This is a genomic window from Bdellovibrio bacteriovorus (genome assembly GCF_001592745.1).
GTDB lineage: Bacteria > Bdellovibrionota > Bdellovibrionia > Bdellovibrionales > Bdellovibrionaceae > Bdellovibrio > Bdellovibrio bacteriovorus_B.
Genome location: NZ_LUKD01000001.1, coordinates 207,325 through 232,611, shown reverse-complemented (window position 1 = coordinate 232,611; position 25,287 = coordinate 207,325). Strand labels below are relative to the sequence as shown.

Here is a 25,287-nt window from a genome sequence, read left to right as displayed (position 1 = left end):
TTAACCGTTGAATTTTGTCGAAGCTTTTTGAACTCCCTCAAGGATAATGCTCTCAATCGCGTCTATACCGCGATTCAGGAAATCAGGAAGTTTGTCGAATTCGTCTTTTGAGAACTTCCCTAGCACATGGTCAGGGACCGGGATGTGCGGGTTTTCCGGGCGTCCCACGCCCATTTTCAGACGAACGTAATCGGCAGATCCCAATAAACCTGAGACACTTTTAATTCCGTTGTGACCGCCATGCCCGCGATTTTTATGAATGCGAATGGCGTTGAAAGGAATGTCGATTTCATCGTGAATCACGATCAGGTGATCCAGCGGAATTTTATAAAAGCCCATCAAAGGCTGAACCGACTCACCAGAAAGATTCATATAAGTTTGAGGTTTGCAGAAAAGAAGCTGATGTTCTTTCCACTTCACTTGCGCTACTTCGGCCTTGAATTGATTCTTAATCGGAGGATTGCCCAGGCCTTGCAGGAAATAATCAACGGCCATAAAGCCGATGTTATGACGAGTGAGTTTGTATTCTCCGCCAGGGTTACCAAGACCAACAATCAACCACATAGTTCTTCCTCAAATAAAAAAGGCAGCTCGATGAGAGCTGCCTTTGAAAATGCATACTTGACCCGAAGCGAATTATTTTTTCGCAGCAGGAGCTTTTGCAGCAGCTGGTGCCGCAGCAGCAGGAGCAGCCGCAGGAGCAGCAGCTGGAGTCGCAGCAACTTCTTCTTCTTGAGCGTTAACAACCGCGATAGTTTGTTCTGCACCAGTGATAACTTTAACAGAACCAGAAACTTGCAAGTCAGAAACGTGAAGAGCGTCACCTACGCCCAAGTTAGAGATGTCAGCAGTGATGAACTCTGGGATGTCTGTAGGCAATACTTCAACCTCAACAGAACGAAGAACAACGTTCAACAAACCGCCTTCAGAAAGACCCAAAGGTCTGCCTTCAAGACGAACTTCAACGTTAACGCGAACCGCTTTCTTAAGATCCAAAGCGAAGAAGTCTACGTGTTGAGGACGGCGAGAAAGTGGGTGAACGTCTACTGATTTAACAAGCACAACGATACCGTTTGCTTTTTTGTCTTCAGATTTCAAAGTGAAAAGAGCATTCTCGTAAGCACGAGTGTTGTATTTCACGATTTCTTTTTCACCAACGGATACGTTGATAGGCTCTACAGCTCCGTAGATAACTGCAGGTACGTTACGAGAGTTGCGAAGTGCGCGGCTGTTGTGTTTACCAGTTTCGCGAGTTCCAACAGATAGTTCGATTCTGTTTTTCATTTTATCTTCCTTCTAGTCCAATAGAGGATGTTAATAATAAGCTCCCTTGGCAGAGAGCGGTTTAAATTTAGTCAAACAAAGAACTGACAGAATCGTTTCCGTGAATTCTCTTAATCGCTTCAGCCAAAACCGGCGACACAGAAACCACTTCAATTTTTCCACAGTTTTTCGCCGCTTCAGATAGCGGGATCGTGTCAGTGACCCATACTTTTTCGATAGGGCTTTCTTTCAAACGATTGATCGCAGGACCCGATAAAACGGGATGTGTAGCAACGGCGAACACACGTTTTGCCCCATTTTTCAGAAGGCTGTCAACTGCTTGTGTAAGAGTTCCAGCCGTATCAATCATATCGTCAACGATAACAGCGGTTTTACCCGTAACATCCCCGATCAGGTGCAGGGCTTTGGCCTCATTTGGGCCAGAACGTCGCTTATCGATGATCGCCATTGAGGACTCGATGCGTTTAGCAAAGGCGCGGGTTCTTTCAACCCCACCAGCGTCTGGACTCACTGCGACAAACTCAGTGCCTTGGCCATAGGCCTCACGCCAAGCGCGAGCCAAAGTCGGAATTGCGAATAAGTGGTCCACAGGAACGTTAAAGAAGCCTTGAATCTGAGCGGCATGCAAATCCACGGAAACCACACGGTCGGCACCCGCCGTCGTGATCAAGTCGGCCATAAGTTTTGCCGAAATCGGTGCGCGCGGAGCGACCTTACGATCTTGGCGGGCATACCCGTAATACGGGATGACGGCTGTGATGGAGGCAGCGGAGGCTCGGCGTAAAGCATCGAGCATCACAAAAAGCTCCATGTAATTCTGATTCACGGGAGGGCAGGTACTTTGAACAACGAATACATGTTGTCCCCGTACGCTTTCGTGAATTTCGACTTGGATTTCCCCATCGGCAAAGGTGCTGACTTCACAGTAACCGAGCTCTACTCCAGCAGCTTCGGCCACCTTTTTAGCCAGGGTCGGATTGGCATTGGCGGTAAAGATTTTTAGGCCCTTCATCACTCGTAGTCTCCTGAGTGTTAAATGGTTTTCAGAACGGTAACAAAGGGGAGGGGGCTTGTCCACTTTTTCGCAGAAGGTAAAAGGATTTTCCCTCTGAAAACGCGTTTAGTAATGCTGATAAAAACGGCATTAACTTTTAACGAGGGCAAGATGGAAAAAATTACGAAGTGGGGAGGGCTCTAAGGTAAAAATTGAAGTTAAAGGGGTCCCACTTCAAGAGGGAAACAGCCCGGCAACCGTCACGAGGAGGGGTTTACTTCCACCGTGGAAGTAAACCTTTGAAGGAGCCAAGGGCGCATAGAACTACATTTTTTGAAGGCGCTCTAAGAACGCTTTCACAGCTTGAGAACGGTGAGAGTGTTGGCTCTTATAACCAGCTCCCAATTCCGCCAAAGTCTGAGTTTGTCCTTCAGGGATGAACACAGGATCATAGCCAAAGCCATGAAGGCCGGCTGGTTTTGGAGCAATCGTGCCCTTCATCTCGCCCGTGAAAACCCATTCTTCTCCAGTCGGAGTGTAAACCACCGTTGAACACACAAACTTCGCGTTCTTGTTCGGCATTGGTTTTAATGTGATCATCTTTAAAAGCTTCGCCACGTTTTCACTGTCCGAAGCCTTAGGGCCAGCGTATCTTGCCGAGTGAATTCCAGGAAGACCATTCAGGCCTTCAACCACGAGGCCGGAATCTTCACCTAAAACCCACACATTGTTTTTCACCGCGCGCAAAGTTTTGGCTTTGATACGAGCATTGTCTTCGAAAGTTTTTCCATCCTCAGGACGGGGAGTGAAAGACGGAATATCGCTTTGAGAGAAAATTTTTAGTTCCGCGATTTCGCGCAAAAGCTGCTTGTATTCAGTCAGCTTGCCTTTGTTCCCAGTGGCAATCCAAAGTTCCATCTTATCTTCCCGCCAAACGATAGATTTCATTTACGACAGAAGCCTGGTGAATGAAAAGTTCACGGCAGCCTTTTTCTGCGACATCCATCATTGTGAAAAGTTGTTCACGAGAAAACGGCGTGTGTTCGGCAGTGCCTTGTACTTCCACGAAATGACCTTTATCGGTCATCACGAAGTTCATGTCTGTTCCGATAGCAGAATCTTCGTCGTAGTTTAGATCTAAAAGAACATTGTTATTATGAAGACCGACGCTGATCGCAGAAACATAGTTGATCAAAGGGAAGGCTTTGATTTCGCTGACATCAACAAGTTTTTTACATGCTAATGCCAAGGCAACAAAGCCGCCCGTCACAGAAGCCGTGCGAGTTCCGCCGTCAGCATTAAGAACATCACAGTCGACGATGATTTGTTTTTCACCAAGAAGTTTTAAATCCACGGCCGCGCGAAGAGAGCGACCAATCAAGCGTGAGATCTCTTGCGTGCGTCCACCGGTCATTGATTTTTCACGTTTGATGCGTGTGTGAGTCGAGCGAGGAAGCATGCCGTATTCCGCCGTCACCCAGCCTGCACCTGTTCCCATCAACCATTGTGGCGCTTTGGATTCGTAAGTGGCTGTGCAAAGAACTTTGGTTTTACCAAACTCAACGATGCAAGAGCCTTCGGCATATTCAGAAACGTGAGGAGTGATTTTTACTTGTCTTAATTGATCAAAAAGACGGCCGTCGGCGCGCATGAATAACCTCCAGGTGGGAATGGGGCTAATCTAATGTCTTCGCTGTGCGGTTGTCCATCTTTTCTTTGTAAGAGAGCAGGGCGCTGTAGATTTTTTGAGCAAGATCACTCTGGTATTCCGTCGTTAAAAGCCTTTTGGCTTCACGAGGATTCGTCAGAAAGCCAATTTCAATAAGCACTGACGGCATTGACGTTTTTGAAATGACATAGAAGGGAGCTTGTTTAATCGTGGCATGAGTCGCTGTGCTATCCGCATTCCAAACTTGCGTCAGAGTTTTGGATAAGTGCAAGCTGCTCTCCATACGGTTTTGACGGCGCAGGTCTTCTACGATCGCCGCGACGTCGCCCTTTTTCGAAAGCTCATCGCCTCCGGAAATATCGTGAAGTTCTTTGCTGTTCAGAACCATCTGATTTTCCTGGCTGGCTAAAAATAAACTTTCTTCATCAGGGGGAAGATTGTTCTGAAAAAAGAATTCAACACCTTTTGCGCGCTGATCGGAAGCGGCGTTGGCGTGAAGGCTGACGAACAAATCAGCTTTTGCATCTTCTGCCATTTTCACGCGTGAAGGAAGTCCTAGATTGCGATCCGTCGTGCGCGTGATGCTAACCTTGAAGTCGGTGTTCTTTTCTAAAATAGTTTTTAGACGTTGAGCGACTTTTAAAACCAAATCCGCTTCTTTCGCGGCTCCATGCACGGCGCCGGTATCAACACCGCCATGACCGGGATCGATCATGATGTGCAAGGCAGAGGCGGGAAGACTCCAAGAAAGAAGTCCCAGCGCCAAGAGCTTTTTGGTTTTAAGTAGATTCATTTTTTTAGAATAGAAAAGCCCTCGAACCCTGTCGAGTCCGTAACCGACCAAGGGCTGGTGCTTTGTCAGAATTGCGGTCAAAATTAATTCTCAGAGAACTATTGATCGCACATGTACGTGGCCGATACGCGCAGTCCTGAGTTTGCACATCCCGTGCACCACCACGTCATGCCACCGTTGGGGGCGGTCGTTGTGTTAGGGCCGCAGGTCGCGGGAGTCATCGTCTCGCCGGGCACCCATACTTCCCAATCTTGGTCTTCGCCGCCGTGAGCAGCCTTCACCATAAATCCTGTGCAATTACCTGAGGGCAGACCGTTGTCACACTCACCCGCGGCCCACTTCCAGTAAAAGCAGTTTGCGTTAAATGCCGAAGCACTTCCGGCGCGTTTACAAGTCGTGACTCGCGCGATCTTCTGTCCTCCGAACTTAATCGATCCATTTACTTCTAAATTCGCGGAAGGTGTTGGGGTGCCGATACCGACATTTCCTCCAGAAACAACGATGGGGCTGTCGGCTAGTGCTGTAGAACTTGTCCAAACGGGAACGGTATTTGTTGTTCCGGTACCCGCACTGGCGACTGTTTTTTGCGAACTGTTCGCTGTACTCACACAATAGATGAGCGCGATATTGCGAGGTCTTGCAGCGCCAAAATAGCCTGGATTTGCAGCGCTAGTGTAAAAGTTAGTGAAGTCTGCGTTCGCAGTTGAAGCCGCCACACCCGGATAGTCAGAAGCTATAATAGGATCGGATTGAGTGGTGACGGCAAAAGTGCCAGAGAATGAAACCGAGTTCACACCGTTGCCATCGTCACCCACAAGAAGAGAGCCTTTTTGTTTTGAACCCAACACGCGGCCTGCATCGACCCCTTTTCCATTATCAAATCCGCGAATGAATTCTCCGCGTAGATCTGGAAGATTAAAAGTTGTGCTTCCGTCGCCACTTCCAAAAGTTGTTCCGATAGCAGTATAAAGGGCGGCATAGGTTGAACGTGAAATCGCAGCTCCGTTGGCTTCTAGCCACCCGGTAGGACAGCTGTTACTAGAAAACGCCGTGATAAGTCCTGCCGGACTGACATAATTATTGCTGTTGTCTAATGCCACCCATGCTGAGCCATCGAAAACTTCCAGGGCTGCTAAGGTCGTGTTGAAGCGAATGAAACCTGCAGTAGGAGAAGCAGGCTGTTGCGCCGATGTTCCGACCGGCACGGCCAAGGCATCCGTTTTACTTCCAATATCCAAAGACACTCGGGGAGTGTTCGTACCGATGCCGACCTTGTTTCCATTGTAGTAGACAGTGCCGACGCCATTTTCCTGCCAAAGAGTGGCAGCGGAAGGCAGTCGCGACACATCGATTTGACCGCTCGTAATCTGCGTCGCAGAGATTCCAATGTTCTGACACTTAAATGTGTCCGTCGAAGATTCATAGTACATCGACTGATCGGCAGTGCAACTAGCACTGGCGAAAGACCCACCAAAGGGAGTGATCGTTGAGCGAATGTCCGCGACACTTAAAAAGGCGGGGGTCCATTGACTGGATTGATAACGTAATACCTGACCGACTCCTGAGGGTGAAGAGCTTGACACCGTTGTTCCTTGGATTTTAGCGACGGAAGGATTTGGATAATTGCCACTTAAATCACCGCCGGCCGATCCACCAGGCGTTGTCCCCGCAATGGTGACGTTCGAAGCCGAGGTCAATCGACCTTGGGCATCAACAGTGAAAGTCGCAACTTGATTTGAAGACCCATAAGAGCCCGGCGTGACGGCTGTGTTATCTAAAGCCACGGTCTTCGAGGTTGTTCCCGTGACGTTAATTCCTGTTCCTGCAAGGACGTCAGCAACAACGCCGGATCCTCCGGCATCGGTCACACATTTAAAAATTCCTCCATCCCAAGTAATGACTTGCCCCGCAGTACAAGATGCAACCGGGATGGTGGATTTCAGCACAAGATCATTCAAGGATTTATCTGCAATTTTTTGCGCACTATAGGATGTATACGCAAACGGCACAGAGCGAATAATATTCGCCGGAGAAATCACTTTCCAACCTAAACCGTCATGGAACTGAACTTTCAAAAGTCTTTCCGCCGAGTTGCTGGCAATCCAAGAACCGCTGCCGGCACAGGTGTACGTGATGCCATTCACAAAAACATCAGAAAGAGAAAACACCGGGCCTGTTGGAAAAAGACGTGTGCCCAATCCGATAGGCACGTCAAAGACGCCATTGGAGTTTTGCATGTTCACGGCATCTTTTTGTTCTCGATACAAAACACAGTTTCCATCAGCAGACGTGATCTCAAAAAGAAAACTGACGTTGTTGAACTCTAATGGTGTGCCGTCTGATTTTAGAATTCGGCCTTGATAGCTTAAGCTTTGCGGCGAAGCATTCGCCACAAGAGAATAAGTGATGATGAAGAAGAGCATCGCTATTCTAAAAACGTACATAAAGGTCTTCATAACCACGTGCTCTGCCTTTCTTAGTTAGAACATTCGTATACAGCGCGCACCCAGACTCCGTTACATGGAGTCGCCATCGACCATGAAATCCCGCCATTGGCACCCACGGCCACGCCTCCATTGTAAGGCGTTTCATTCGGGCCCAGAGCGGCCCAATCGCTATCACTTCCACAGGCCACAGCCTTAGAAAGATAACCTACACAACCACTGCTAGGGTAACCGTTGTCACAATGACCGGCTCCCCAGTTTATTAGATTTTGTCCGTTCACCTGTGTGCTGTAGGCGGCGTTATCATAGGTGCACACGGTTCTTCTTGTGGTCGAAGTGACGGGGCGCCAAGTACTGCCGTCACAGAATTCTAATTTCTTTGACGTGCTATTATAGCGAGTAGCGCCTTCAATCGCGCCGCTGCAACTTGCGCCTGTGTTACCGATACGAACCTCGCCGCGAGCATCTAAGGTTGTGACAGGTGCGTTGGTGCCCACGCCCACATTGCCTGAAGCCGTGATTCCAATTCCAGAGTTAGAACCATCACCGGATAAGTAGTGATTACCTAAAACCAGATTGTTTGTAGCGACGTGATTACCTAAATTATCAGAAGCTTCTGCGGGTTTTTCGACTCGGTACAGACTCATTTTAAAAGTTTGTCCGGCGCCATAATCGACGGCATTGCTGATGTTACAAGAACCCGAGCCCGTCCACCTGCGTATTTCAATTTTATAAGTGATTGTAGGTTGGTCTGCAGTGTAATTGAACTCGCCAACGATCAGACTTGTTCGATCCGTAGTCGCGGAATGAGTGTTTGTCGCTTCAGAGGTTTGAGTGCCATCAGTAATGCGAAAGAAGCAACTGCCGGTATTTGAATAGAAGGCACCATAGGCATAAACTAAATATCGACCCGCTTTCAAATTCGCAAAACGCACGGCAGGGATTTTACCTTCACTCGGCACAAGGGCAGACCCTTCCAATGTCGGTAAAGCACAGTTTGCATTGGCCGTATTGAGTGTCGCAAACGTTGTGCTATCAAGACCCCAACTGCAGTTGGCTGTAGCGACAGTTCTTGCGGCTCCGATAAATGCACTTCCGGCAGCACTGATTCCATTGGCAGAAGTCAGGGTGCTGCCATCGGGGAATTTAAAACCACCACTGGTCGATTCAATCAGACCTGCTGCGGAAATGGCACCACCGCTATAGACGATTTTACCTGAGCCTCCATCTTGCCAATAGTTCGCACTTGCAGGCAATCGTGCCGAGGCGATTTGACCGCTCGTGATTTGCGAAGCTGCCAGAGTGATATTTTGACATTTAAAAGTGTCCGACGAGGATTCGTAATACATAGATTGGTCGGCGCCACACGCTGTCGCAGCAAAAACTCCACCAAACGGAGTTATCGTTGAGCGAATATCCGCCATATTTAAAAACGCCGGTGTCCACTGACTCGATTGATAGCGAAGTGTTTGTCCCACGATAGATGGCCCGGTCGCAGACACATTGGTCGACTGAATTTTTGCGACCGTGGGATTTGGAAAGCTTCCTGAAAGATCTCCGCCCGCAGTTCCTCCGGGGGCCACTCCAGAAATTGTGACTTGCGAAGCCGAACTCAAACGGCCTTGAGCGTCGACAGTGAATGTGGGTACTTGTGTGCTGGATCCATAAGAACCCGCCGTCACCGATGTGTTGGCAAGATTAAGAGTGACGTTGCCAGAAGTTCCTCCACCAGAAAGTCCTGTGCCCGCGGTGACTCCTGTTAATGTCGCGGTGCTGGTTCCAGATTCCGTGGCGACACGAATCCAGGTGCTGCCATTGTCCCGATAAATTTCTTTGGTGTCCGTGGAGATATAGATTCTTCCCGCAACTCCCGCCGCAGGCTTTGAAGAATTTAAACCTGATTGAAGGGAAGTGATATCTGTTCCCGCGTCCGTACCAGCATTATTAATGACTTTATCTGTGATGCCATAGCCGATCAGTGTTGTCGGTTTTCCCGCTGTGATTTGAGACCAATTCAACCCGATATTTGAACATGTCCATGCGCCCGTCGGTGAAACGAAGGTGAGTGTTTGGTTCACGGCACACGTCGCAGGCATTTGCGAAGATTTTAGAAGTGAGCCCGCATCCGTTAAATCGGCAGAGGACAGCGATGCATTTTCCCACTCGCTGCCATCGTACTTCAAAAACTGCCCGCCACTAGGTGATGTGACTGCCAAATTCTTTCCAGCTAATTTTGCTACAGTAGGGTTTGGGTAAGATCCCAATAGATCTCCGCCAGCACTGCCCCCGGGTGAAACACCGGTGATTGTCACTGAACTTGCCGTTGTCAATCGGCCTTGGGCATCGACGGTGAAGGTCGGTACTTGAGTGGCGGAACCATAGCTGCCAGCAGCGACACTGGTGTTTGCTAGGTTGATGGTTTTCGTTGTTGTTCCTGAAACAGAAATTCCAGTTCCGGCGATTATATCGGAAATCACCCCGGAGCCGCCAGCATCAGTGACGCATACAAACTGAGCTCCATTCCAGCTTAGCACTTCACCTGATAGACATGTCGTTGCCGGTGCGGCGGTTTTTAGTAAAAGGTCGTTGACGGTTTTATCTGCAATTTTTTGCGCGCTAAAAGAAGTATAAGCAAAGGGCACAGAGCGAATGATATTGGCTGGCGAAATGACCTTCCAGCCGTTTCCGTCGTGGAATTGAACTTTCAACTGACGTTCCGAGGTGTTGCTGGCGGACCAACTACCACTTCCATAACAACTATGAGACTTTCCATTTACGAAAACTTCAGAAAGTTCAAAGACGGGTGCCGTGGGATAAAGGCGTGTGCCCGTTCCAATCGGGACATCAAAGACTCCGTTTGAACTTTGCATATTTACGCCGTCTTTTTGTTCGCGATACAAGACACAGCTTCCATCAGCCGAAGTGATTTCAAAAAGAAAGCTGACGTTGTTGTATTCCAGGGGGGAACCGTCAGATTTAAGAATACGCCCTTGATAACTCAGACTCTGGGGAGATGCCAAAGCCAAGCTATCAAATAGCGCAACAGTTATGGGCAGCACAATAAAAAGGACGTACCGAAGTGTGACCATACCTTTATATCGGAGGGATAATTAAATAATGTGAGTGATTCCGCTAAAAACCTCGAAGGATTACAGAAAATTGTATTTCAGAATGAGACAACCGCATTAGAGCGAGACAAAAAGCCGGGGATTCTCAAAATATTTTTTCAGGAGCCAAACAGGAGAAAAGGTCTCAATCTAAGGCCCGCAATTGTCAGTTATCGTCTAAAGACTAGTCAGCTCGGGATACACAAAAGCGCATTTGATTGGTTTTGACGAAACATTGGTCGTGGCACCGCCGTTGCTTTAGTACAAGTCAACCCCCCATGGCGGCCAGGACCCTCCCCCCCCAATCCTGGTCGCTTTTTTTTTGCCCAAAATTTCTATATCCTTATTGCTGTTAAACATCGTAAGGAGACTCCCATGCAGTTGAAACCTCTTGGTCTACTTCTTTTGGCAGCGTTGATGACTCAAGGCTTACCGCAACATGCGTTCGCACAAGCTGATAGTTCACAGATCGAAGCCGAAGAAGCTACAGCAGACGCTGAAGCCGCGAAGGCCGAAGCCAATGAAGCTAAAAAACGTGCGGAAGAAGACCGCCGTCGCCGCGATAAAGCGCGCTCTGAAGCGCAATCCGCGATCAATAAGGCTCGTTCTTTAGAAAACGAATCTAAGAAAGAACAAGCTGAATCAGAAAGAGAGTCTGCAAAACTGAAAGCAGAAACTGCGGACCACGAACGGCAAAAAGCCAATGCGGAAAAAGAGCAGGCTGCGGCTGAGTCCCGTATTAAAGCTGCTCAAGAAAAAACTAAAAAAGCCATTCAAGTTCGCGACGAAGCGTTAGCAAAAAGAAAGCAAGCTGAAGACAAAGCCGATGACTTAAGAGATCAGGCGAAAGATCAAGAAAAGCAGGCGCAATCCGCGACAGAAGCGGGACAACAGGCCAGCAAAGAAGCTGAAGAGGCTAAAATTGATGCCAATAAAGCAGAGCAAAATCTTTCCAAGGCTCGCTTGCTGACTCAGAAAGCTGTGGCCGAATCCAAAGCACGCGAAGCTAAAGCAAAGCAAGAGATTGCCAGAGCTGAAGCCGATAAAGCGAAAGCCGAAGCGGAGATCGCTCGTTTGAAAGTTCAAGAAGAACAGTCAAAGGCAATGATTGAGAAAGTGGATGGCGAGTTGAAGTCCGCTCTTGCGGCCTCTAAAGAAGCTGTTCAACAGGCTGATTCTGAGCGCAAAAAAGTAAGCGAAATAAAATCGCAGGAAGAAAAAGCCAAACAAGCGGCGGCTAAAGCCCGTCAAGAGCTTGAAGGCAACCGGAACAACTTGAAGAAAGAACAAGCGGCCGCAAGTCTTGAAATTGCTCGTGCTAAAAAAGTGATTGCCGAAAGCGAAGCTGAAAGTCTGCGCGCCGACGCGGAATTAAAGCGTCTGCGTGAGGAAGCAGAAAAAGCGAAGACGGAACGCGAAAAGCTTGAGCAACAAATGGAAATTGCTCAAAACAAAGCGGAAGAAGCGAAGATTAAGTTAGACACAGGGAAAGCCGAAGCCGAAGCGGAAAAAATGAAATTGGAAGCTTCTAAGATTCGTGCGGACGCGGGTTTGACGACGAAGAAGAAAAAGAAATAGATTGAATTTAGATTTAGAAATAAAAAACCGCAGATTGATTCTGCGGTTTTTTTATTTCTAAGCCGAGGAACGAAAGTGATTTTACTTCTCGGCGCCGATGATTTTCCAACGATCGACCTGTGGATTAAAAAATCCGGACTGACGATAGGCTTTTTCGATGATGCCTTTTTGTTTTAGTAAAGGAACGCCTTTATTAAGAGCCGCGATCACAGGTTTTGATTTTCTTGAAATTTTAGAAACTCCCCAGACGCGTCGGCCCTCAAGGATGACTTTGTATCCCGTTAAAGGGATGTATTTTGTGTCTTGAACCTGAAATGAAAGATCTTTTTCGGCACGGAACGATGAGAGTAGAAAATCGACTCTGTCATATTTTACCATGCGAATCATGCGATCCCAATTCCCGCCATCGACGATGTTGGTAAAGCCCGCTTTTTTGAGAGCCTGGACGTCGCTTACCCAGGCGAAGCTGGTCGTGATACTTCTGTTTTTTAGTTGGCTGATGGATAAGTTTGAAAGTTCAGCGATTTTTTTGGGCTTACCATAAATTCCAGCGACAAACTGACCGGGGTCTACGGTGGAAATCGATTTCCATGTTGAAGTTTCTGACAAATCCGTTTCCCAAATGGGATTTGCTGTGGCATCGACAAAACCCTTCTCGAGTTCGGCGATGCTGCGCTGGTAAGTGGGCATGGGCACTAAGATCACAGGTGTATTCAGTCCACCTGCAACCAACGCTTGCTGAAATAAAACCAGTTCAATTACGTCCCGTCGAGAGTAGGGGCCGCTGAAGTCTTTTATATCCAGAGGATTTCTGCCATTCAGAAATTTTTTGTAGTCTTCCAGAACGTCTTCTATGACCACAGCCTTAACAGCAATAGGCGAGTTGGCTTTTCCCCAAACAGGGAAAAGCAGTAAAGAGAGAATAGTTCCGAAAACGTACCGCATGTCGCGCATCCTAAACGCAATCGCTTCAAAACGGGGAAATATATTACGGGCTTGCTTAAGTGTAATCCTGATCGCTTTTGCGCCGGAAATATTTTTCTTCCAGAATTTATGGGAACCTTTCATTGTCTATTGTTTGCTGTTTAGACAATAACTTGTGTTCGATAAGAGCTCTCGTTAGCATCGGGACAATGGAGGACTTATGAAGAGCATCTTATTTACATCTATTTTGTTTTTCGTTTTAAGTGCGGGGGCCGCCGAAACTGATTCATTAAAGTCGCAAAGTTCAAAGCTGATGGCGCAAGGAAAATCTAAGGCTCAAGAGGTGATGACGGCTTGTAAGGAAGATAAAGTTAAACATTGTGACAAGTACACAGAGATGGAAGCGTTGAAAATGTGCTTGGCTAAAAATAAAGAAAGCCTAACGCCTTCCTGCAGAACGTCTTTGGGAATGTAGATCCAAGAGGCTGGCAGTGATTCACTTTTACCGCCAGCCCTTTCAAAACAGTTCGTCATGTCCTGGACTCATCCTAGGTCCGGTGAAATTAAGCTCTTTAGTGTCAGAAGGCACTTTGATGATAAGATCAAAGAATCCTGAACATATAACCGGAGTTCCCTGTGAAATTTTTGACTCTTCTTTCGATCGTTTGTTTGTCTTCTGCTGCTCACGCTTTTGATAATCCCTCGATGTTAAAAAAGTATTACTGGGGAGACTTCAACTTTGATGGTTCAAAAATTCGCGGTAATTCTGCCGGTACCAGCTTTAATAATGCCGAAAAATGGGTGAAGAGCAAAGAAGGAAACAATCAGTACAGCATGAAGTGGGGCACTGAAGATGTCGAAGGATCTGAAGTTTTGACGGTTTCTGAAACTCTGGTGACCAACTCCAAAGAGAAAGGTAAGTCTTCTCTTTACGCTCGTACTTCAAGTTTTTACAAAGATAAACTGCGCGCTTCGACGATTTGTTATGGCTATGCTTCGGAAGGTTCTTTAGCAAATCCTTCTAAAAATGAATTGAAATGTGTGACCGCAACTCGTCGTGCTTGCGATCGTTTGATGGATTCTTATTTCAAAGAAGCCGACAAAAATAGCATGATCTCGACAAAGTCAGGTGGACTTAAAGAAACACAAAAGACCGCAGAGCAATGTGCTGGTTTCCTTGATAGCTATGCCAAGATGGCCGTCGCATTCGGAAATCAATCTTCTCAACTTGAAAAGCGTCAAAAGGAAGTGATCGACCAGGATGCCGATCGCTTGAGAGCCCAGATTAAAGAAGCAACAGGTAATAAGCTTTGGAACATCACAGATTTGAATTCTGCAAATTCGGCTTCCGCTCTTGATAAGACAGCTCAGAATTTTTCCAGCTCGATGGAAGGGATTCGCGCCTTGAACGCCGCACTTGAAACTTGTGCAAGTGCCTCGGCTGATTTTGGCAGTCCGAGCGCGCAAGGTGGTTCTTCTGCCGCTGGCAATGCCGCTTCCGGCAACAGATAGTTTGCCCTAGCACATTTAAAATCTCATAAATTTGCTAAAAATGCGTCCTTCCTGGTACAGTTAAGACTTGGGAGGACTTATGAAAAGCACCATCATCCTGTTACTTCTTTTATCTTCAGTCGCTTTTGCTCAAAAACTAGAACCGGGTCTTTGGAAAACGAAAAGTGTTTTAGTCCTGAATGGATTGCCACTTCCTCCAGCTGAAGCGGAAGAGTGTATTTCTGCTTCTCAAACAAAAAACGTCAAAGAAACGATCATCAAAGAATTAAAGAAGAACGACTGTAAGTTAGACAACTGGAACTTAAAGGGTGAAAAACTTCAAGCCTCGTTAAGTTGTAAAAAGAGTGAGCTCAATGCCAAGGGCACTTTGCGCGGCAGAGTGACGCCTAGAAGTTATGATTTAAACGGAGAAGCAGAAGGAACTTATAATGTGATTCCTTCGCAAGCGACTTTGAAACTGACAGGCCAGTGGACCCGTGTTTGCAAAAAATAATCAGTGCTTCTTTTCTAAAAGTTCCGGGGCATTCTGTTGTAGAATGCCGTGAGCCACTTGTTCGTAAAACGATTTGGAATTCACAAGTCGCGCTGTTACGTTGGCCACGATTGAAGAGAGCATTAAATAAAGAATGATCTCATGAGAGTCACTCATTTCAAGGACCAGAACAAAAGAGGTAAAGGGTGTGCGCGTGATGCCGGTTAAGAACGCCACCATTCCTACCATGATCATAAGCTTCACGTATTCAAAACCAAAACTTTGCGCCAGGAATTGCCCCAAGGTGGCTCCGCTAGCTAAAGCAGGGGCAAAAACGCCTCCGATCACTCCGCCAATATAGGTAAAGAAATTTCCAAAGATACGTCCCGCCGGAACGGAAATATCAGACGGCGCCGTCGGATGTTCAAGCAAAGAAACCATCACGGTTTTTCCTGCACCTACTGTTGACGGACCGCAAAGATAAATGGTGAGACTCAGGAGAACACCAAAAATCAGCGTCAAAAGAACTTTGATCCAAAAAGATTTCTTATTTCTCCACGAGGTGACGCGAAAAAGACTTTCAGCAAAAAAGCTTCCGGCGACACCGATGATACCCGCAATGGCCACTGTCTGATAAAGGGCGTGCCAGGTGTAGGTTTGAAAACGGGCGTCGCCTAAGTATAAATAATTTCCTAAAAACAGTTGCGCCAAGATGCCCGCGATAATGACCGCTTGAAAGACCGCCGTGCGAATGACACTGACATGAGTTTTTGACATCTCTTCAATGGCAAAAACAATTCCCCCTAGGGGCGTATTAAAAGCAGATGCTAAACCCGCAGCACCTCCCGCTAAGATCATCGAAGGCAGTTGCGGCTTCGGAAAACGCTGAGGCCAAAGTTTAGATAGCTGATAAAATACGGCTGCAGATACTTGCAATGTCGGGCCTTCGCGCCCCGTGACGCCCCCGCCAAGCACACAAAGAGATGAACCGATGATTTTTGCAAAGAGCATGCGAATGCTTAAAAGCTTTTGCAAGAAGGGATGATTTGACGGTGCCATTTCAGCGGCTGCTAAAACCTGCGGAATACCACTTCCCAAAGCTTCTTTGGAAATGAAATGCCCAATAAGAAAAGAAACCAAGATGGCTAAAGGGGCTGTGATCAATAGAATGGGGGAGTGGGAGTTATGAAGCGCCCATTCTTCGCAGATTTTAAAAAGCATATTGTAAAGAACAGAGATGACGGCAGCGATTCCTGCTGCCACCCAAAAGGGAAGATTGAAGAAGATTTTACTCTGAGCTTTTTTAACGTGTTCGTGATGAAGAATATCGGATGGACGCATCCATCTTTAGTAGCAGCATTTTGCAAGAGGCGCACATCACTGCGCATCGAAACGGTGCGTTAGCAAATGTGTGCCTTCACACTTCGACTCCTAGGAAGGAGACGAAGTGATTTCAGGATTCTTGTAGTAAACTGTTTGGGTCGGGTATGCGAAATCAACTTTGATTTGTGCTGCAATTTTTAGAATCTCAATGAAGATCTGCTGCTGGAGCTTGAGCTCATCTGCGCCGGTCGCAACATTGATGTGAAAGTTGACCAACACATCTAAGGAAGAAGCATTATAATTGTTAAACGCCACGGTGACCGTGTCAGGATTTACTTCTTTATGTTGAGTCAGAAGATAGCGAACTTGATCGCAGAACTGCTCGATTTTTTCTGGAGGAGTTTCGTATGCCAGTCCCAGAATCTGACGAATTCGTCTTGCCGGGCGAACTCCCATATTATCGATCGTCTCTTTGGCCATCATGGCATTGGGAATAGTAATCACAGAGTTGTAAAACGTGCGAATGCGAGTGGAACGAAAGCCGATTTCTTCAACAGTTCCTTCCATGTCCTTCACTTTCACCCAGTCGCCGATTTTAAAAGGATGGTCGACCAAAATAGTGATCGAACCAAAAAGATTTGCGGCTGTATCTTGAGCTGCTAGGGCTAAGGCCAAACCTCCCAGTCCCAGACCGGCAAGCAATGACATAACGTTTAGACCAAAACTTTGCAGGGCGATCAGAACACCAAGAACGACAACAACGACTTTCATCGCACGTGAAGCGAAAGGAACAAGTTGATCGTCATAGGTGCTTTCTGTTTTTGCCGCTACATCCATAAAGACGCGCGTGATAGCGTCGACCGCGTAATAAATCACGCGAATCAGATAAAGTGCGACCAAGCCTCTTAAAATATGGTCATAGTAAGTGCCAAATTTTCCGGAAAGTTCGATAGCATCCCCGACGGCGAACCAGAAAAAGATCACTAAGAGCCAAGCGACCGGACGCTCTAACGGCATCGATAAGAAGTAGGCCGTAAAGGTGTTCGGGAATTTTTTGATGAAAGGGTTGTGTTTTTTAAATTCTTTTAGAATGAACTGAAACACCGGGCGAAGTAAAAAACCGAGAAGCAGAGCCACAGCCAAAGCGCCCCATTTCCAGTTTGGAATAACAAAGACGGTGGACTTCAATGCCACCGTGAGATCGTGAGAGAAGAGTTCGGTCTGTTCAAAAAGAAACTTTTCCATGTCGTACCTTTAAAGATGAAATCTTAAGTCAGCTGCAGGTTGTGTCCGGTATAAAGCATAATAAGGATGATGATGCCAAGGACGATGCGATAATAACCAAAACCTCTAAAGCCATAACGAGCGACGATATTAATGAAAAACTTAATCGCCAACATCGCTACGATAAATGCGACAACACAACCGACAGCCAGCACGCCGATTTGTCCAGGCTCTATCGACTTATAGACTTTCAACAATTTATAACCGGTCGCTGCGGCCATGGTTGGAACGGCTAAGAAGAATGAAAATTCGGCTGCTTCTTTTTTATTCATGCCAAGCGTCAAGCCGCCCATGATGGTGGCTGCGGACCGAGAAACTCCCGGAATCATCGCGATCGCTTGAAACAATCCAAGTTTCACGGAATCCCCGTAAGAAAGATCGTCGGTTTTGCGCCCCATAGCCGTCAGGTGCGCAAAAACCCGGTCGGACCATACTAGGATGGCTCCGCCGATGATCAATGCCCACGCAACGACCTGCACGCTTCCTAAAAGTTGATCGACGATGTCTTTCACGAAGAAACCGATAATGCCAGTTGGCAGGAAGGCAACGAAAAGTTTTTTGTAGAAGTTCCAGTCGGGAAGGAAGCGTTTCCAGTACAAAACGAGCACTGACAAAATCGCACCGAATTGGATGATGACTTCAAAGTTTTTAACAAACTGATCGTCATGAATCCCCATCACGGAGCTGGCAATAACCATGTGACCGGTAGAGGAGATCGGTAGAAATTCAGTGATGCCTTCGACAATACCCAGGATGATCGCATGCAGATAATTCATTCGGAAGTTCCCTTGGTTGGCTGTTGGAAATCAGTGCGCTTCATTCTTCAGAATTGCCCCGGTGGGTTCAATATTCGATGGAATGTGTCAAAAAATTTAAGATTTATTTAAGATTTTCCTAACATTTGTGGCTGAAATCTGAATATGATTTTTTCACCACGGAGGGGGTAAAAATGAAACGTGCATTATTATTAGGTGCGTTGTTGTTCGGTTCTCAGGCGTTCGCTGGCGAATACTTGGTGAAATATAAGAACACAAGCGCGCTCAACATGCTTAACACAATGACAATGTCTAAAGTTGCGACTGTTCAAATGACTGATCACAACGCAACAGCAAGTCTTGTGAAAGTGAACATCGTAAAGAGCCACGAAGCACAAGCTTTGGCGAGCCTTCTTTCTCAACCAGGCGTTGAGTACGTAGTTCCAAACTTCAAATTGAAAGCTTTCACAGCTCCAGTTGATGCCGCGGCATTAAAAGAGCAATGGGCGATCGCGAAAGTTCAAGCTGAAAAAGCTTGGCAACGTGCGGGTAACAAAGGAAACCGCAACGTGATCGTAGCTGTTATCGATACAGGCGTTGACTACCGCCATCCAGCTTTGGCTCCAAACATGATCCAAGGTTATGACTTCAAAGAAAACGATGCAGATCCAATGGATAAAACAGGCTTCCAAAATCCAGGTCACGGTACTCACTGCGCGGGCGCAGTAGGTGCAACTGGTTTGGTTGACGGTGGTATCATCGGTTTGGCTCCAGAAGTTTCTATGATGCCACTTCGCTTCTTGGGTGAAGACGGTTCTGGTGACTTGAACAATGCGATCAAAGCTATCGATTACGCGGTAGAAAAAGGCGCGCACATTATCTCTGCATCTTGGGGTGCGGCGGTTCCACGTTCTACAGCAGCTCCTCTTCTTGAGGCGATCAAACGTGCTGACGATAAAGGTGTTATCTTCATCGCAGCCGCAGCTAACGATGGTAAAAACAACGATAAAACTGAGATGTATCCGGCAAACAACGGTTTCCCGAACTCAATCACAGTTGCAGCTTCTGGCGCATCTGATGCAAAACCATCTTGGTCTAACTACGGTACAGCGACTGTTCACGTAGCAGCTCCTGGTGAAAACATCATGAGCACATTGCCAAACAATAAGTACGGAAACCTTTCTGGTACTTCAATGGCAACTCCGCTTGTATCTGGCCTAGTAGCTTTGATGAAAGCTCAAGATCCTTCACTAACTGGTGCTCAAGTTCGTGCGATTCTTCAAACGACAGGTGCTAAAGTTTCTATCGAAACTGCATGTAACTGCCGCGTTGACGCTTACGAAGCTGTTGAAGCAGTTATGTCTAAGAAAATGGTTGTAGTTCCTGCGGCAGCAACTATCCAACCTTCTTCTACATTGGCACTTTCCGTTCTTCACGGTAAAGCTCCATTCAAGTTCGCTTCTTCAAACGCTTCAGTTGCGACTGTAGACAACAGCGGTACTTTGACTGCGGTTGCTAACGGTTCAACTACTGTGACTGTGACAGATGCTGACGGTAAAACGGCTTCTACATTGAACATCAATGTAGGTGCTAAATCTGGTGGTACAAATCCAAATCCTCCAGACAACGGTGGCGGTCTTCCTGATCCAGGCAACCCAGGTGAGCCGGGTGAATGCCCATTGGGCGATCCTATGATTTGTCAGATTATCTGCCAACTGCAACCAGATCTACCATTCTGCCAACAGTAATCTTGGCGGTTTCGAAAGGCTCCCTTACGGGGGCCTTTTTTCGTTTTTGGGGTTTGAGTTTTGGTTTCTTACGAGGGATTTGCTTTGGGGAAAGCCCCTTAGGCTTCCCGTCGCTTCGGTCGGCACGCCTTCCGGGCTCGGTTGCCGCCGCCGTTCCGGCGGTTCGCGCATCCTGCGCCGGCAAAGGCCTTCCTTCGGACGGGCATCCTAAGGGGCTTTCCCCAAAGCAAATTCTGCTAGAACTCAAAGCCATCTTCATAAAATAAAATGTTTGCGTGGGAGTTTTTGTCCGCTGTTGTGTTGGCAGAAGAGCGGTATTATTCGTTTTTTTTGGGGCTGCGCCGTTGGGGAAATTCGGGGGCTAGATTATTGCGGGATTTTTAGGAAGAGCACCGGGTTTTTTTGGTTTTTTCAGAGGGGGATTTTGGTCTTAGAACAATTATTCGATGTGAAAATTAAATAGTTGGAGTGTTCGGATGTTGGTGGAACATTCGTCATGTCTCTGCTTGAGATAGTGAACTTGAATATGATTTGTAGTATTTAGAATCGGTTTCGGCGTTCCGATGAATATAATATGAGGAACGTCGCTGGAATCCTGTTTGGAATGTACGTTATTGCTGGGTGTACGCTCAGTGGCAATCTTTTGGATTTTAATGCTCTGACTCCTCCTGTTTTGACGGATTCTTCAGGGGAGCGTCTTGAGTCTTTTGTTATCAATAAATCCTCTGATGTAAATAATGTGAGTGTTCAAGGGGAGTGTTATTACGAGAATCAGAATATTCAGATCTCGTTTGTTCCTGAGAACTCTTCGTTGGCTTTGCATGAGACTCATCAGTACTCAACACTTTGTACCAATAGTAAGTTTGAATTGCAGATCGATACTCAAGATTGGACTGACACTGCTTACAAAGTGGTTCTTTCAATCAAATCAAAAACGGGTGTGCCTTCAAGTACCGAGTCTTCGGTTTTAAAGGACGTCGTTGCGCCGGTGGTTTCTTTTACTTCTGTGTTGCCCGCGCACTTGGGGCTCGATTCTATTTCTTCGATTCCGTTAGCGGGAACTTGCGAAAGTGCTGATGGTGATGTGCAGATTCTTTCGGGAAGTGTCGTGCTTTCGACGATCTCCTGTCAAAGTGATGGCACCTTTGCAACGACGGTTGTTGGTGATGGGTTGCTCGAAGGTTCCAACGTTTTTACTGTTAAACAGTCTGACGTAGCTAAGAACGTTGGAACTGCGACAAGCGTTAGTTTTAATAAAGATACGATTGCGCCTTTGCTTCTTCCAAGTTTGGGATCTTTAGGGAGTGCACTTAGTAATAACGATTCAACACGGTTCGTGTCTGTAACTTTGCCTAGTGATGGTGGCACCCAATATCGCTACGTGATTGTCAAAGATGCCGATTGTTCCAGCCAGTATAGTGCTTTAATGGCGACCACTCCTGTGGCGGCGGGGACGGATATTCCATTGAGCTTTAGTGGAGACGGCTCTTATCGTCTTTGTGTTTTAGCCGGAGATCAAGCGAACAACTGGGCTTCCTCATCCGGCGTTTTTGAAAGTGCGGCGGTCGTGATTGACAAAACGGCGCCGGTGCTAACGATTGCAAGCCCCGTTGCGGGGCAGAAAATCCATTCGACCTTTACGTTATCAGGAACTTGTGAGGCAGGACTCACGGTGACCGCAAACGGTAATTTTACTCCCTCTCCTTCAGTGCAAACTTGTTCTGCCGGTGGCTCTTATTCAATCAACCTGACTTTGTCAGCCGTGGATGGTGCTAAGAATATTTCTGTCACTTCTTCAGATGCGGCGGGAAATGGCTCATCAGTATTAAATCATGGTGTGATCAAGGATACGCAGATTGTTCCACCGAACGTGACTTTAAATACTTCAGCGACAACGAGTGTGCCGGTAGCTAAATTCACGGTGAATGATTGTTCGGATCACACGATGATTTTAATGAAAGAGGTTAATGCGCCGCCAGCTCTTGGAGATGCGGGCTGGATCAGTTGTTCAACGGCGTCTCAGAATTATCAATATGACTTAAGCGTTTCAGATCAGCAGGGACTGCGCAATATTCGTTTTTACGCTCGTGATGAGGCGGGAAATATTTCCACCGCGACAGTTTTTACGATCACTTATGACAGTAAAGCTCCGATCATGACTTTGGATGCGGTTCCTACGTTAGCAAAAAATGTGGCGTATCCTTTTGTCGTCAGAGTCACCGAAGCCACAGTTTCTGCGGCAGCCACTTTAAGTTTGCAATACTCAACGGATGGCACGACGTGGACGGCGGCGACCAGTCGTACTTTGGGACTTGCCGGGCCCATGAATAATAAGTCCTTTGAGATCTCGTGGACACCGACAAGTTTTTATACCGGTTTGAAAGTGCGCGCCGTTTTAACGGATGACTATGGCAATATCGGCTATGGTGTTTCAAATACTTTTGATGTGGTTCTGGATGTGACTCCGCCGACGATCACGGCTAATCAATTAAAAATCAATGGCTCACTTACTCCAGATGATACTGTACGATCCTATGTCACGGTGAGCTTACAAGCGCATGATGCAGAAACGGCTGTGAAGGATTTCTGTTTAAAGACGTCCAGCTCTGTTCCAGCCGCGAATGATTCTTGTTGGGTGGGAGTTAAAGCTCCGAAACCAGGTTTGGAAGAATTGCCGGATTTGATACTTGTCGATTTTGATTTCTTCTTAGGGATTAATTTTGGCTCTTATAACATCTATGCATGGGTGCGCGATGTGGCTGGCAATATCAGCACGAATTCGGCGACGCTTAAAAAAGATTATAACACTATTGAATATATCAATGACCCTTCTCCAATAGTGTCGGATATCCTGACTGTGAACTCTGCGACTCCGAATACGCCGCCTATTAATGGCGACATGAATTTTGCCAACAATGCGCCGGTTTATATTAAGTGGAAGGCTTCAGATAATGGCAGCATCACGAAAGTGGAACTTTATTCCTCATTAGATGGAAGTTCTTATACTTTGATTGATGATTCTTTAGCAAATAACTCTACGAATGGATCAAGTTGCAGTTATTCCGCTCCTCACACGGGATGCTTTGTTTGGAATTCGACCTTCCCTAACGACACATTCTTCAAGTTGCAAGTGCGTGTGACTGACAATTACGGTCAGACGGCGCAAGTGACAAGTCCACCTTTAAACAGTGGTCTATTAAATCTGCTCGCGGGAAATCAAGACCCCGGTCACAATGGAAACGCGAAGCAGACCGTGTTTAATACCGCAGTCGGCAATGACACCGCTCCGGGTACATTGTTAGTGACGACCGACGGAAAGATTTTCTTTAACGATTCGTCTTATGGTTTGATGTATATTGATCCGAAGACGAACAACTCGAAATTAATTCTTCGCTTAGCTAAAAGCACCGAGGACTCTTATGGTGATGGCATTCCCGTAGAGCAAGCCCGGGCTAAAGCGATTTTAAGAACCACTTTAGATTATCAAAATCGTATTTTAGTCTATGACCGCAACATGATTCGTCGAATTGACACAAGCGTCGAGCCCATGACGATTGAAACAATCATCGGTGCGGACCCGGCAGGAAATCTCGGAACTAACACCGCCGACACCGTCGCAGATCCACGTGACGTGAAAATCAATCTCACGAATGATCAAACCTGGGCTATTCGTAAGCGCGCGCCATTTATGGCCCTGCCTAATGGTGATATTTATTTTATTTCAGACAACCCCAATAAAGGTAAAGACAATGGAGGGCGCATCCGTGTTTATAAAGGATCGTTAGCGGTTCCTCGTGTGGAAGCTTTCCGTTTTTCAGGAACAGGTGTCAAAGATTTGCCGACATGGGATTTGAACGTCAAAGATTGGTCTTTTTTTAGCTTGCGCTACAATCCACAAACAAGCGAGATCTTAAAAGCCTATGTCGGTGCGACAAATCCCGTCCCAGGAAATTCTTATGGGAATATGACGGAGCTTGATATTACCACCTGGGTCGCGAACGGAGTTCATCCGAATCATCCCTACGCCAATTCAAGTTTGAACTACTATGAAGTTCAATCCTTGGATGGCAGAGTTTATCGCTCAAATCGCGCCACAGAACATTCAATTTCTAAACTTAATGATGACGGCACATGGTCGCGTGTTTTAGGGACGGGAGCCTTGGGATCTTGTACAGATGGAACGCCGGCGACTTCGTGCGCAGTGGCCCTGGATGATGCCTTTGTCGATCGTTACGGAAGAATTTATTTTTCGACTCGTGGAATTATTAAGACTGTCGTCAATGGCAATGTCTATACACTTTTTGGTCAACGTAAAGATGCGGGTGACGGTGGCTCTGCGACCGACATGCGCTTAGCAATGGTTCACTATTTAGATCACGGAGCCGGCGATAGCGTCATTATTTTGGATCACCAAGAAAATAAAATGCGTGAGATCGTGCCGGGAGCTTCTCCTGAAGTTCGTTTGGTGGCAGGTAACGGGCAAAACGGCAATATCAATTTTGCCACCGCAGCGAACGCTCAGTTGATTCGCTTAGGGAACTGGTGGAATCCAAATCCCTTTGCGACAAATCCTGCTAACGGCGACGTTTACATGAACTGTTATGAAAACAGAGTGCAGATTGATGTCGACTCTGCTGTCTCGTATCATAAGGTCTGTCGTTTGAATAGAGCTACAGGTCTTTGGGAAAGCCTGCTTGATGGCGAGGGAACAACCGCAAGCTTCACGCAAACCACAATACCGTTGTCGGATCTTTTAATTACCGGATATTCTCCAGAGATCGTCGCCTATCGCAGTGGTAATATTTTAATGAATCATTTCCATTGGAATGGAACAGCTCATAACAACAGTCACTTGCGACTTTTAACTCCAACAACTTCCAACTATATTGCAGGTGTCACCGTTCAAGATCAGTCGGGTGATGCGTGTCCAGATGGAAGTTCTAGCAACTGTCATTTAGGACCGCGTGGAATGCACTATAAGGGAACGCCCGTTTATTTCGCGCCTCTTTCAGGTTGGCTTTTAAATCCAGTGCGTGACTCGGCTTATGCTGGAGACATGCATGTAGTTTATGGTGGCAATGTGCGAAAGATGTTAACCCTGTCCAAAGCGCCCGGTGGATTTGCTTATGATTCCGGAAATATCTATTTCTGTTCTGCCGGAAAAGTCTATAAAGCGGCAATCACAAACCCTGCGGATTTAACATCGACGGCAAACTGGCCGCTTGTAGAAAACACGCATTACACTCTGACAGAGCTTGCAATGCCGATAGATAGCATCACGTGTGAAGGACGTCGCATTTTAGTTAAGGCCGCGTCAGGGGCAAAACCTAAGCGCTTAGTCATGATGGCAAAACAAAATGGTCTGCCTGCCGTGATTGAATATTTCATTCCTTGATGACG

At 46.8% G+C, this 25,287-nt stretch carries 18 protein-coding genes; 6 read left to right on the top strand and 12 right to left on the bottom strand.

Annotated features, from left to right (window positions below; all coding sequences use genetic code 11):
- From pth to AZI87_RS01035, 8 genes are all read right to left on the bottom strand, one after another.
- Positions 1-564, bottom strand: coding sequence for an aminoacyl-tRNA hydrolase (gene pth / locus AZI87_RS01070; protein WP_063204602.1), 564 nt, complete (start codon positions 562-564; stop codon positions 1-3).
- A gap of 72 nt (positions 565-636) precedes the next feature.
- The gene (locus tag AZI87_RS01065; RefSeq protein ID WP_063204601.1) at positions 637-1,284 is read right to left on the bottom strand and encodes a 50S ribosomal protein L25; all 648 of its coding nucleotides are present in this window, start codon (positions 1,282-1,284) and stop codon (positions 637-639) included.
- 67 nt (positions 1,285-1,351) lie between these two features.
- A complete protein-coding gene (locus AZI87_RS01060) occupies positions 1,352-2,296 on the bottom strand; it encodes a ribose-phosphate diphosphokinase (protein WP_172795332.1) in 945 nt (314 codons plus the stop codon).
- Between the two features lie 306 nt (positions 2,297-2,602).
- Positions 2,603-3,196, bottom strand: coding sequence for an RdgB/HAM1 family non-canonical purine NTP pyrophosphatase (gene rdgB, locus AZI87_RS01055; RefSeq protein ID WP_063204599.1), 594 nt, complete (start codon positions 3,194-3,196; stop codon positions 2,603-2,605).
- A gap of 1 nt (position 3,197) precedes the next feature.
- Entirely contained in the window at positions 3,198-3,929 is a 732-nt protein-coding gene (gene rph, locus AZI87_RS01050) for a ribonuclease PH (RefSeq protein WP_063204598.1), read from the bottom strand.
- 25 nt (positions 3,930-3,954) lie between these two features.
- Entirely contained in the window at positions 3,955-4,740 is a 786-nt protein-coding gene (locus AZI87_RS01045) for an N-acetylmuramoyl-L-alanine amidase family protein (protein WP_063204597.1), read from the bottom strand.
- Positions 4,741-4,838: 98 nt separating this feature from the next.
- Positions 4,839-7,184, bottom strand: coding sequence for a phage tail protein (locus AZI87_RS01040; protein WP_063204596.1), 2,346 nt, complete (start codon positions 7,182-7,184; stop codon positions 4,839-4,841).
- Between the two features lie 32 nt (positions 7,185-7,216).
- A complete protein-coding gene (locus AZI87_RS01035) occupies positions 7,217-10,273 on the bottom strand; it encodes a hypothetical protein (RefSeq protein ID WP_063204595.1) in 3,057 nt (1,018 codons plus the stop codon).
- 393 nt (positions 10,274-10,666) lie between these two features.
- On the opposite strand from AZI87_RS01035, the gene AZI87_RS01025 reads away from it, so the two are divergent.
- Complete coding sequence (locus AZI87_RS01025; protein WP_063204593.1) at positions 10,667-11,869, top strand: hypothetical protein; 1,203 nt, start codon at positions 10,667-10,669, stop codon at positions 11,867-11,869.
- 81 nt (positions 11,870-11,950) lie between these two features.
- On the opposite strand, the gene AZI87_RS01020 is transcribed toward AZI87_RS01025, so the two are convergent.
- Positions 11,951-12,814, bottom strand: coding sequence for a hypothetical protein (locus AZI87_RS01020; protein ID WP_155722474.1), 864 nt, complete (start codon positions 12,812-12,814; stop codon positions 11,951-11,953).
- A gap of 199 nt (positions 12,815-13,013) precedes the next feature.
- Here AZI87_RS01020 and AZI87_RS01015 point away from each other — a divergent pair, with 199 nt between their 5' ends.
- The 3 genes from AZI87_RS01015 to AZI87_RS01005 all read left to right on the top strand — a co-directional run bounded on the left by AZI87_RS01015 (position 13,014) and on the right by AZI87_RS01005 (position 14,798).
- Positions 13,014-13,268, top strand: a complete 255-nt coding sequence (locus AZI87_RS01015) for a hypothetical protein (RefSeq protein ID WP_063204591.1) — start codon at positions 13,014-13,016, stop codon at positions 13,266-13,268.
- A gap of 161 nt (positions 13,269-13,429) precedes the next feature.
- A complete protein-coding gene (locus AZI87_RS01010) occupies positions 13,430-14,305 on the top strand; it encodes a hypothetical protein (RefSeq protein ID WP_063204590.1) in 876 nt (291 codons plus the stop codon).
- Between the two features lie 79 nt (positions 14,306-14,384).
- The gene (locus AZI87_RS01005; protein WP_063204589.1) at positions 14,385-14,798 is read left to right on the top strand and encodes a DUF3617 domain-containing protein; all 414 of its coding nucleotides are present in this window, start codon (positions 14,385-14,387) and stop codon (positions 14,796-14,798) included.
- On the opposite strand, the gene AZI87_RS01000 is transcribed toward AZI87_RS01005, so the two are convergent.
- From AZI87_RS01000 to AZI87_RS00990, 3 genes are all read right to left on the bottom strand, one after another.
- On the bottom strand, positions 14,799-16,118 hold the full coding sequence (locus AZI87_RS01000) for a chloride channel protein (protein WP_063204588.1): 1,320 nt from the start codon (positions 16,116-16,118) through the stop codon (positions 14,799-14,801).
- A 90-nt stretch (positions 16,119-16,208) separates the two neighbouring features.
- A complete protein-coding gene (locus AZI87_RS00995; protein ID WP_063204587.1) occupies positions 16,209-17,345 on the bottom strand; it encodes a mechanosensitive ion channel family protein in 1,137 nt (378 codons plus the stop codon).
- Positions 17,346-17,368: 23 nt separating this feature from the next.
- Positions 17,369-18,160, bottom strand: a complete 792-nt coding sequence (locus AZI87_RS00990; protein ID WP_063204586.1) for an undecaprenyl-diphosphate phosphatase — start codon at positions 18,158-18,160, stop codon at positions 17,369-17,371.
- Positions 18,161-18,333: 173 nt separating this feature from the next.
- Between AZI87_RS00990 and AZI87_RS00985 the strand changes: the two genes are divergently transcribed.
- Both AZI87_RS00985 and AZI87_RS00975 read left to right on the top strand, forming a co-directional pair.
- Positions 18,334-19,887 carry a S8 family serine peptidase gene (locus tag AZI87_RS00985; RefSeq protein WP_063204585.1) on the top strand — a complete coding sequence of 518 codons (1,554 nt, stop codon included), beginning with the start codon at positions 18,334-18,336 and terminating at the stop codon, positions 19,885-19,887.
- Positions 19,888-20,461: 574 nt separating this feature from the next.
- On the top strand, positions 20,462-25,282 hold the full coding sequence (locus AZI87_RS00975; RefSeq protein ID WP_063204583.1) for a hypothetical protein: 4,821 nt from the start codon (positions 20,462-20,464) through the stop codon (positions 25,280-25,282).
- Positions 25,283-25,287: the final 5 nt, after the last annotated feature.

Excerpts from the sequence above, each read along its gene's own strand:
- AZI87_RS01015 (WP_063204591.1), top strand. The coding sequence starts at position 13,014 with ATGAAGAGCATCTTATTTACATCTATTTTGTTTTTCGTTTTAAGTGCG.
- AZI87_RS01065 (WP_063204601.1), bottom strand. The coding sequence starts at position 1,284 with ATGAAAAACAGAATCGAACTATCTGTTGGAACTCGCGAAACTGGTAAA.
- AZI87_RS01020 (WP_155722474.1), bottom strand. The coding sequence starts at position 12,814 with ATGCGGTACGTTTTCGGAACTATTCTCTCTTTACTGCTTTTCCCTGTT.
- AZI87_RS00990 (WP_063204586.1), bottom strand. The coding sequence starts at position 18,160 with ATGAATTATCTGCATGCGATCATCCTGGGTATTGTCGAAGGCATCACT.
- rph (WP_063204598.1), bottom strand. The coding sequence starts at position 3,929 with ATGCGCGCCGACGGCCGTCTTTTTGATCAATTAAGACAAGTAAAAATC.
- AZI87_RS01060 (WP_172795332.1), bottom strand. The coding sequence starts at position 2,296 with ATGAAGGGCCTAAAAATCTTTACCGCCAATGCCAATCCGACCCTGGCT.
- AZI87_RS01025 (WP_063204593.1), top strand. The coding sequence starts at position 10,667 with ATGCAGTTGAAACCTCTTGGTCTACTTCTTTTGGCAGCGTTGATGACT.
- AZI87_RS00985 (WP_063204585.1), top strand. The coding sequence starts at position 18,334 with ATGAAACGTGCATTATTATTAGGTGCGTTGTTGTTCGGTTCTCAGGCG.
- AZI87_RS01005 (WP_063204589.1), top strand. The coding sequence starts at position 14,385 with ATGAAAAGCACCATCATCCTGTTACTTCTTTTATCTTCAGTCGCTTTT.
- AZI87_RS00995 (WP_063204587.1), bottom strand. The coding sequence starts at position 17,345 with ATGGAAAAGTTTCTTTTTGAACAGACCGAACTCTTCTCTCACGATCTC.
- AZI87_RS01035 (WP_063204595.1), bottom strand. The coding sequence starts at position 10,273 with ATGGTCACACTTCGGTACGTCCTTTTTATTGTGCTGCCCATAACTGTT.
- AZI87_RS00975 (WP_063204583.1), top strand. The coding sequence starts at position 20,462 with ATGAGGAACGTCGCTGGAATCCTGTTTGGAATGTACGTTATTGCTGGG.
- AZI87_RS01040 (WP_063204596.1), bottom strand. The coding sequence starts at position 7,184 with ATGTACGTTTTTAGAATAGCGATGCTCTTCTTCATCATCACTTATTCT.
- pth (WP_063204602.1), bottom strand. The coding sequence starts at position 564 with ATGTGGTTGATTGTTGGTCTTGGTAACCCTGGCGGAGAATACAAACTC.
- rdgB (WP_063204599.1), bottom strand. The coding sequence starts at position 3,196 with ATGGAACTTTGGATTGCCACTGGGAACAAAGGCAAGCTGACTGAATAC.
- AZI87_RS01000 (WP_063204588.1), bottom strand. The coding sequence starts at position 16,118 with ATGCGTCCATCCGATATTCTTCATCACGAACACGTTAAAAAAGCTCAG.
- AZI87_RS01045 (WP_063204597.1), bottom strand. The coding sequence starts at position 4,740 with ATGAATCTACTTAAAACCAAAAAGCTCTTGGCGCTGGGACTTCTTTCT.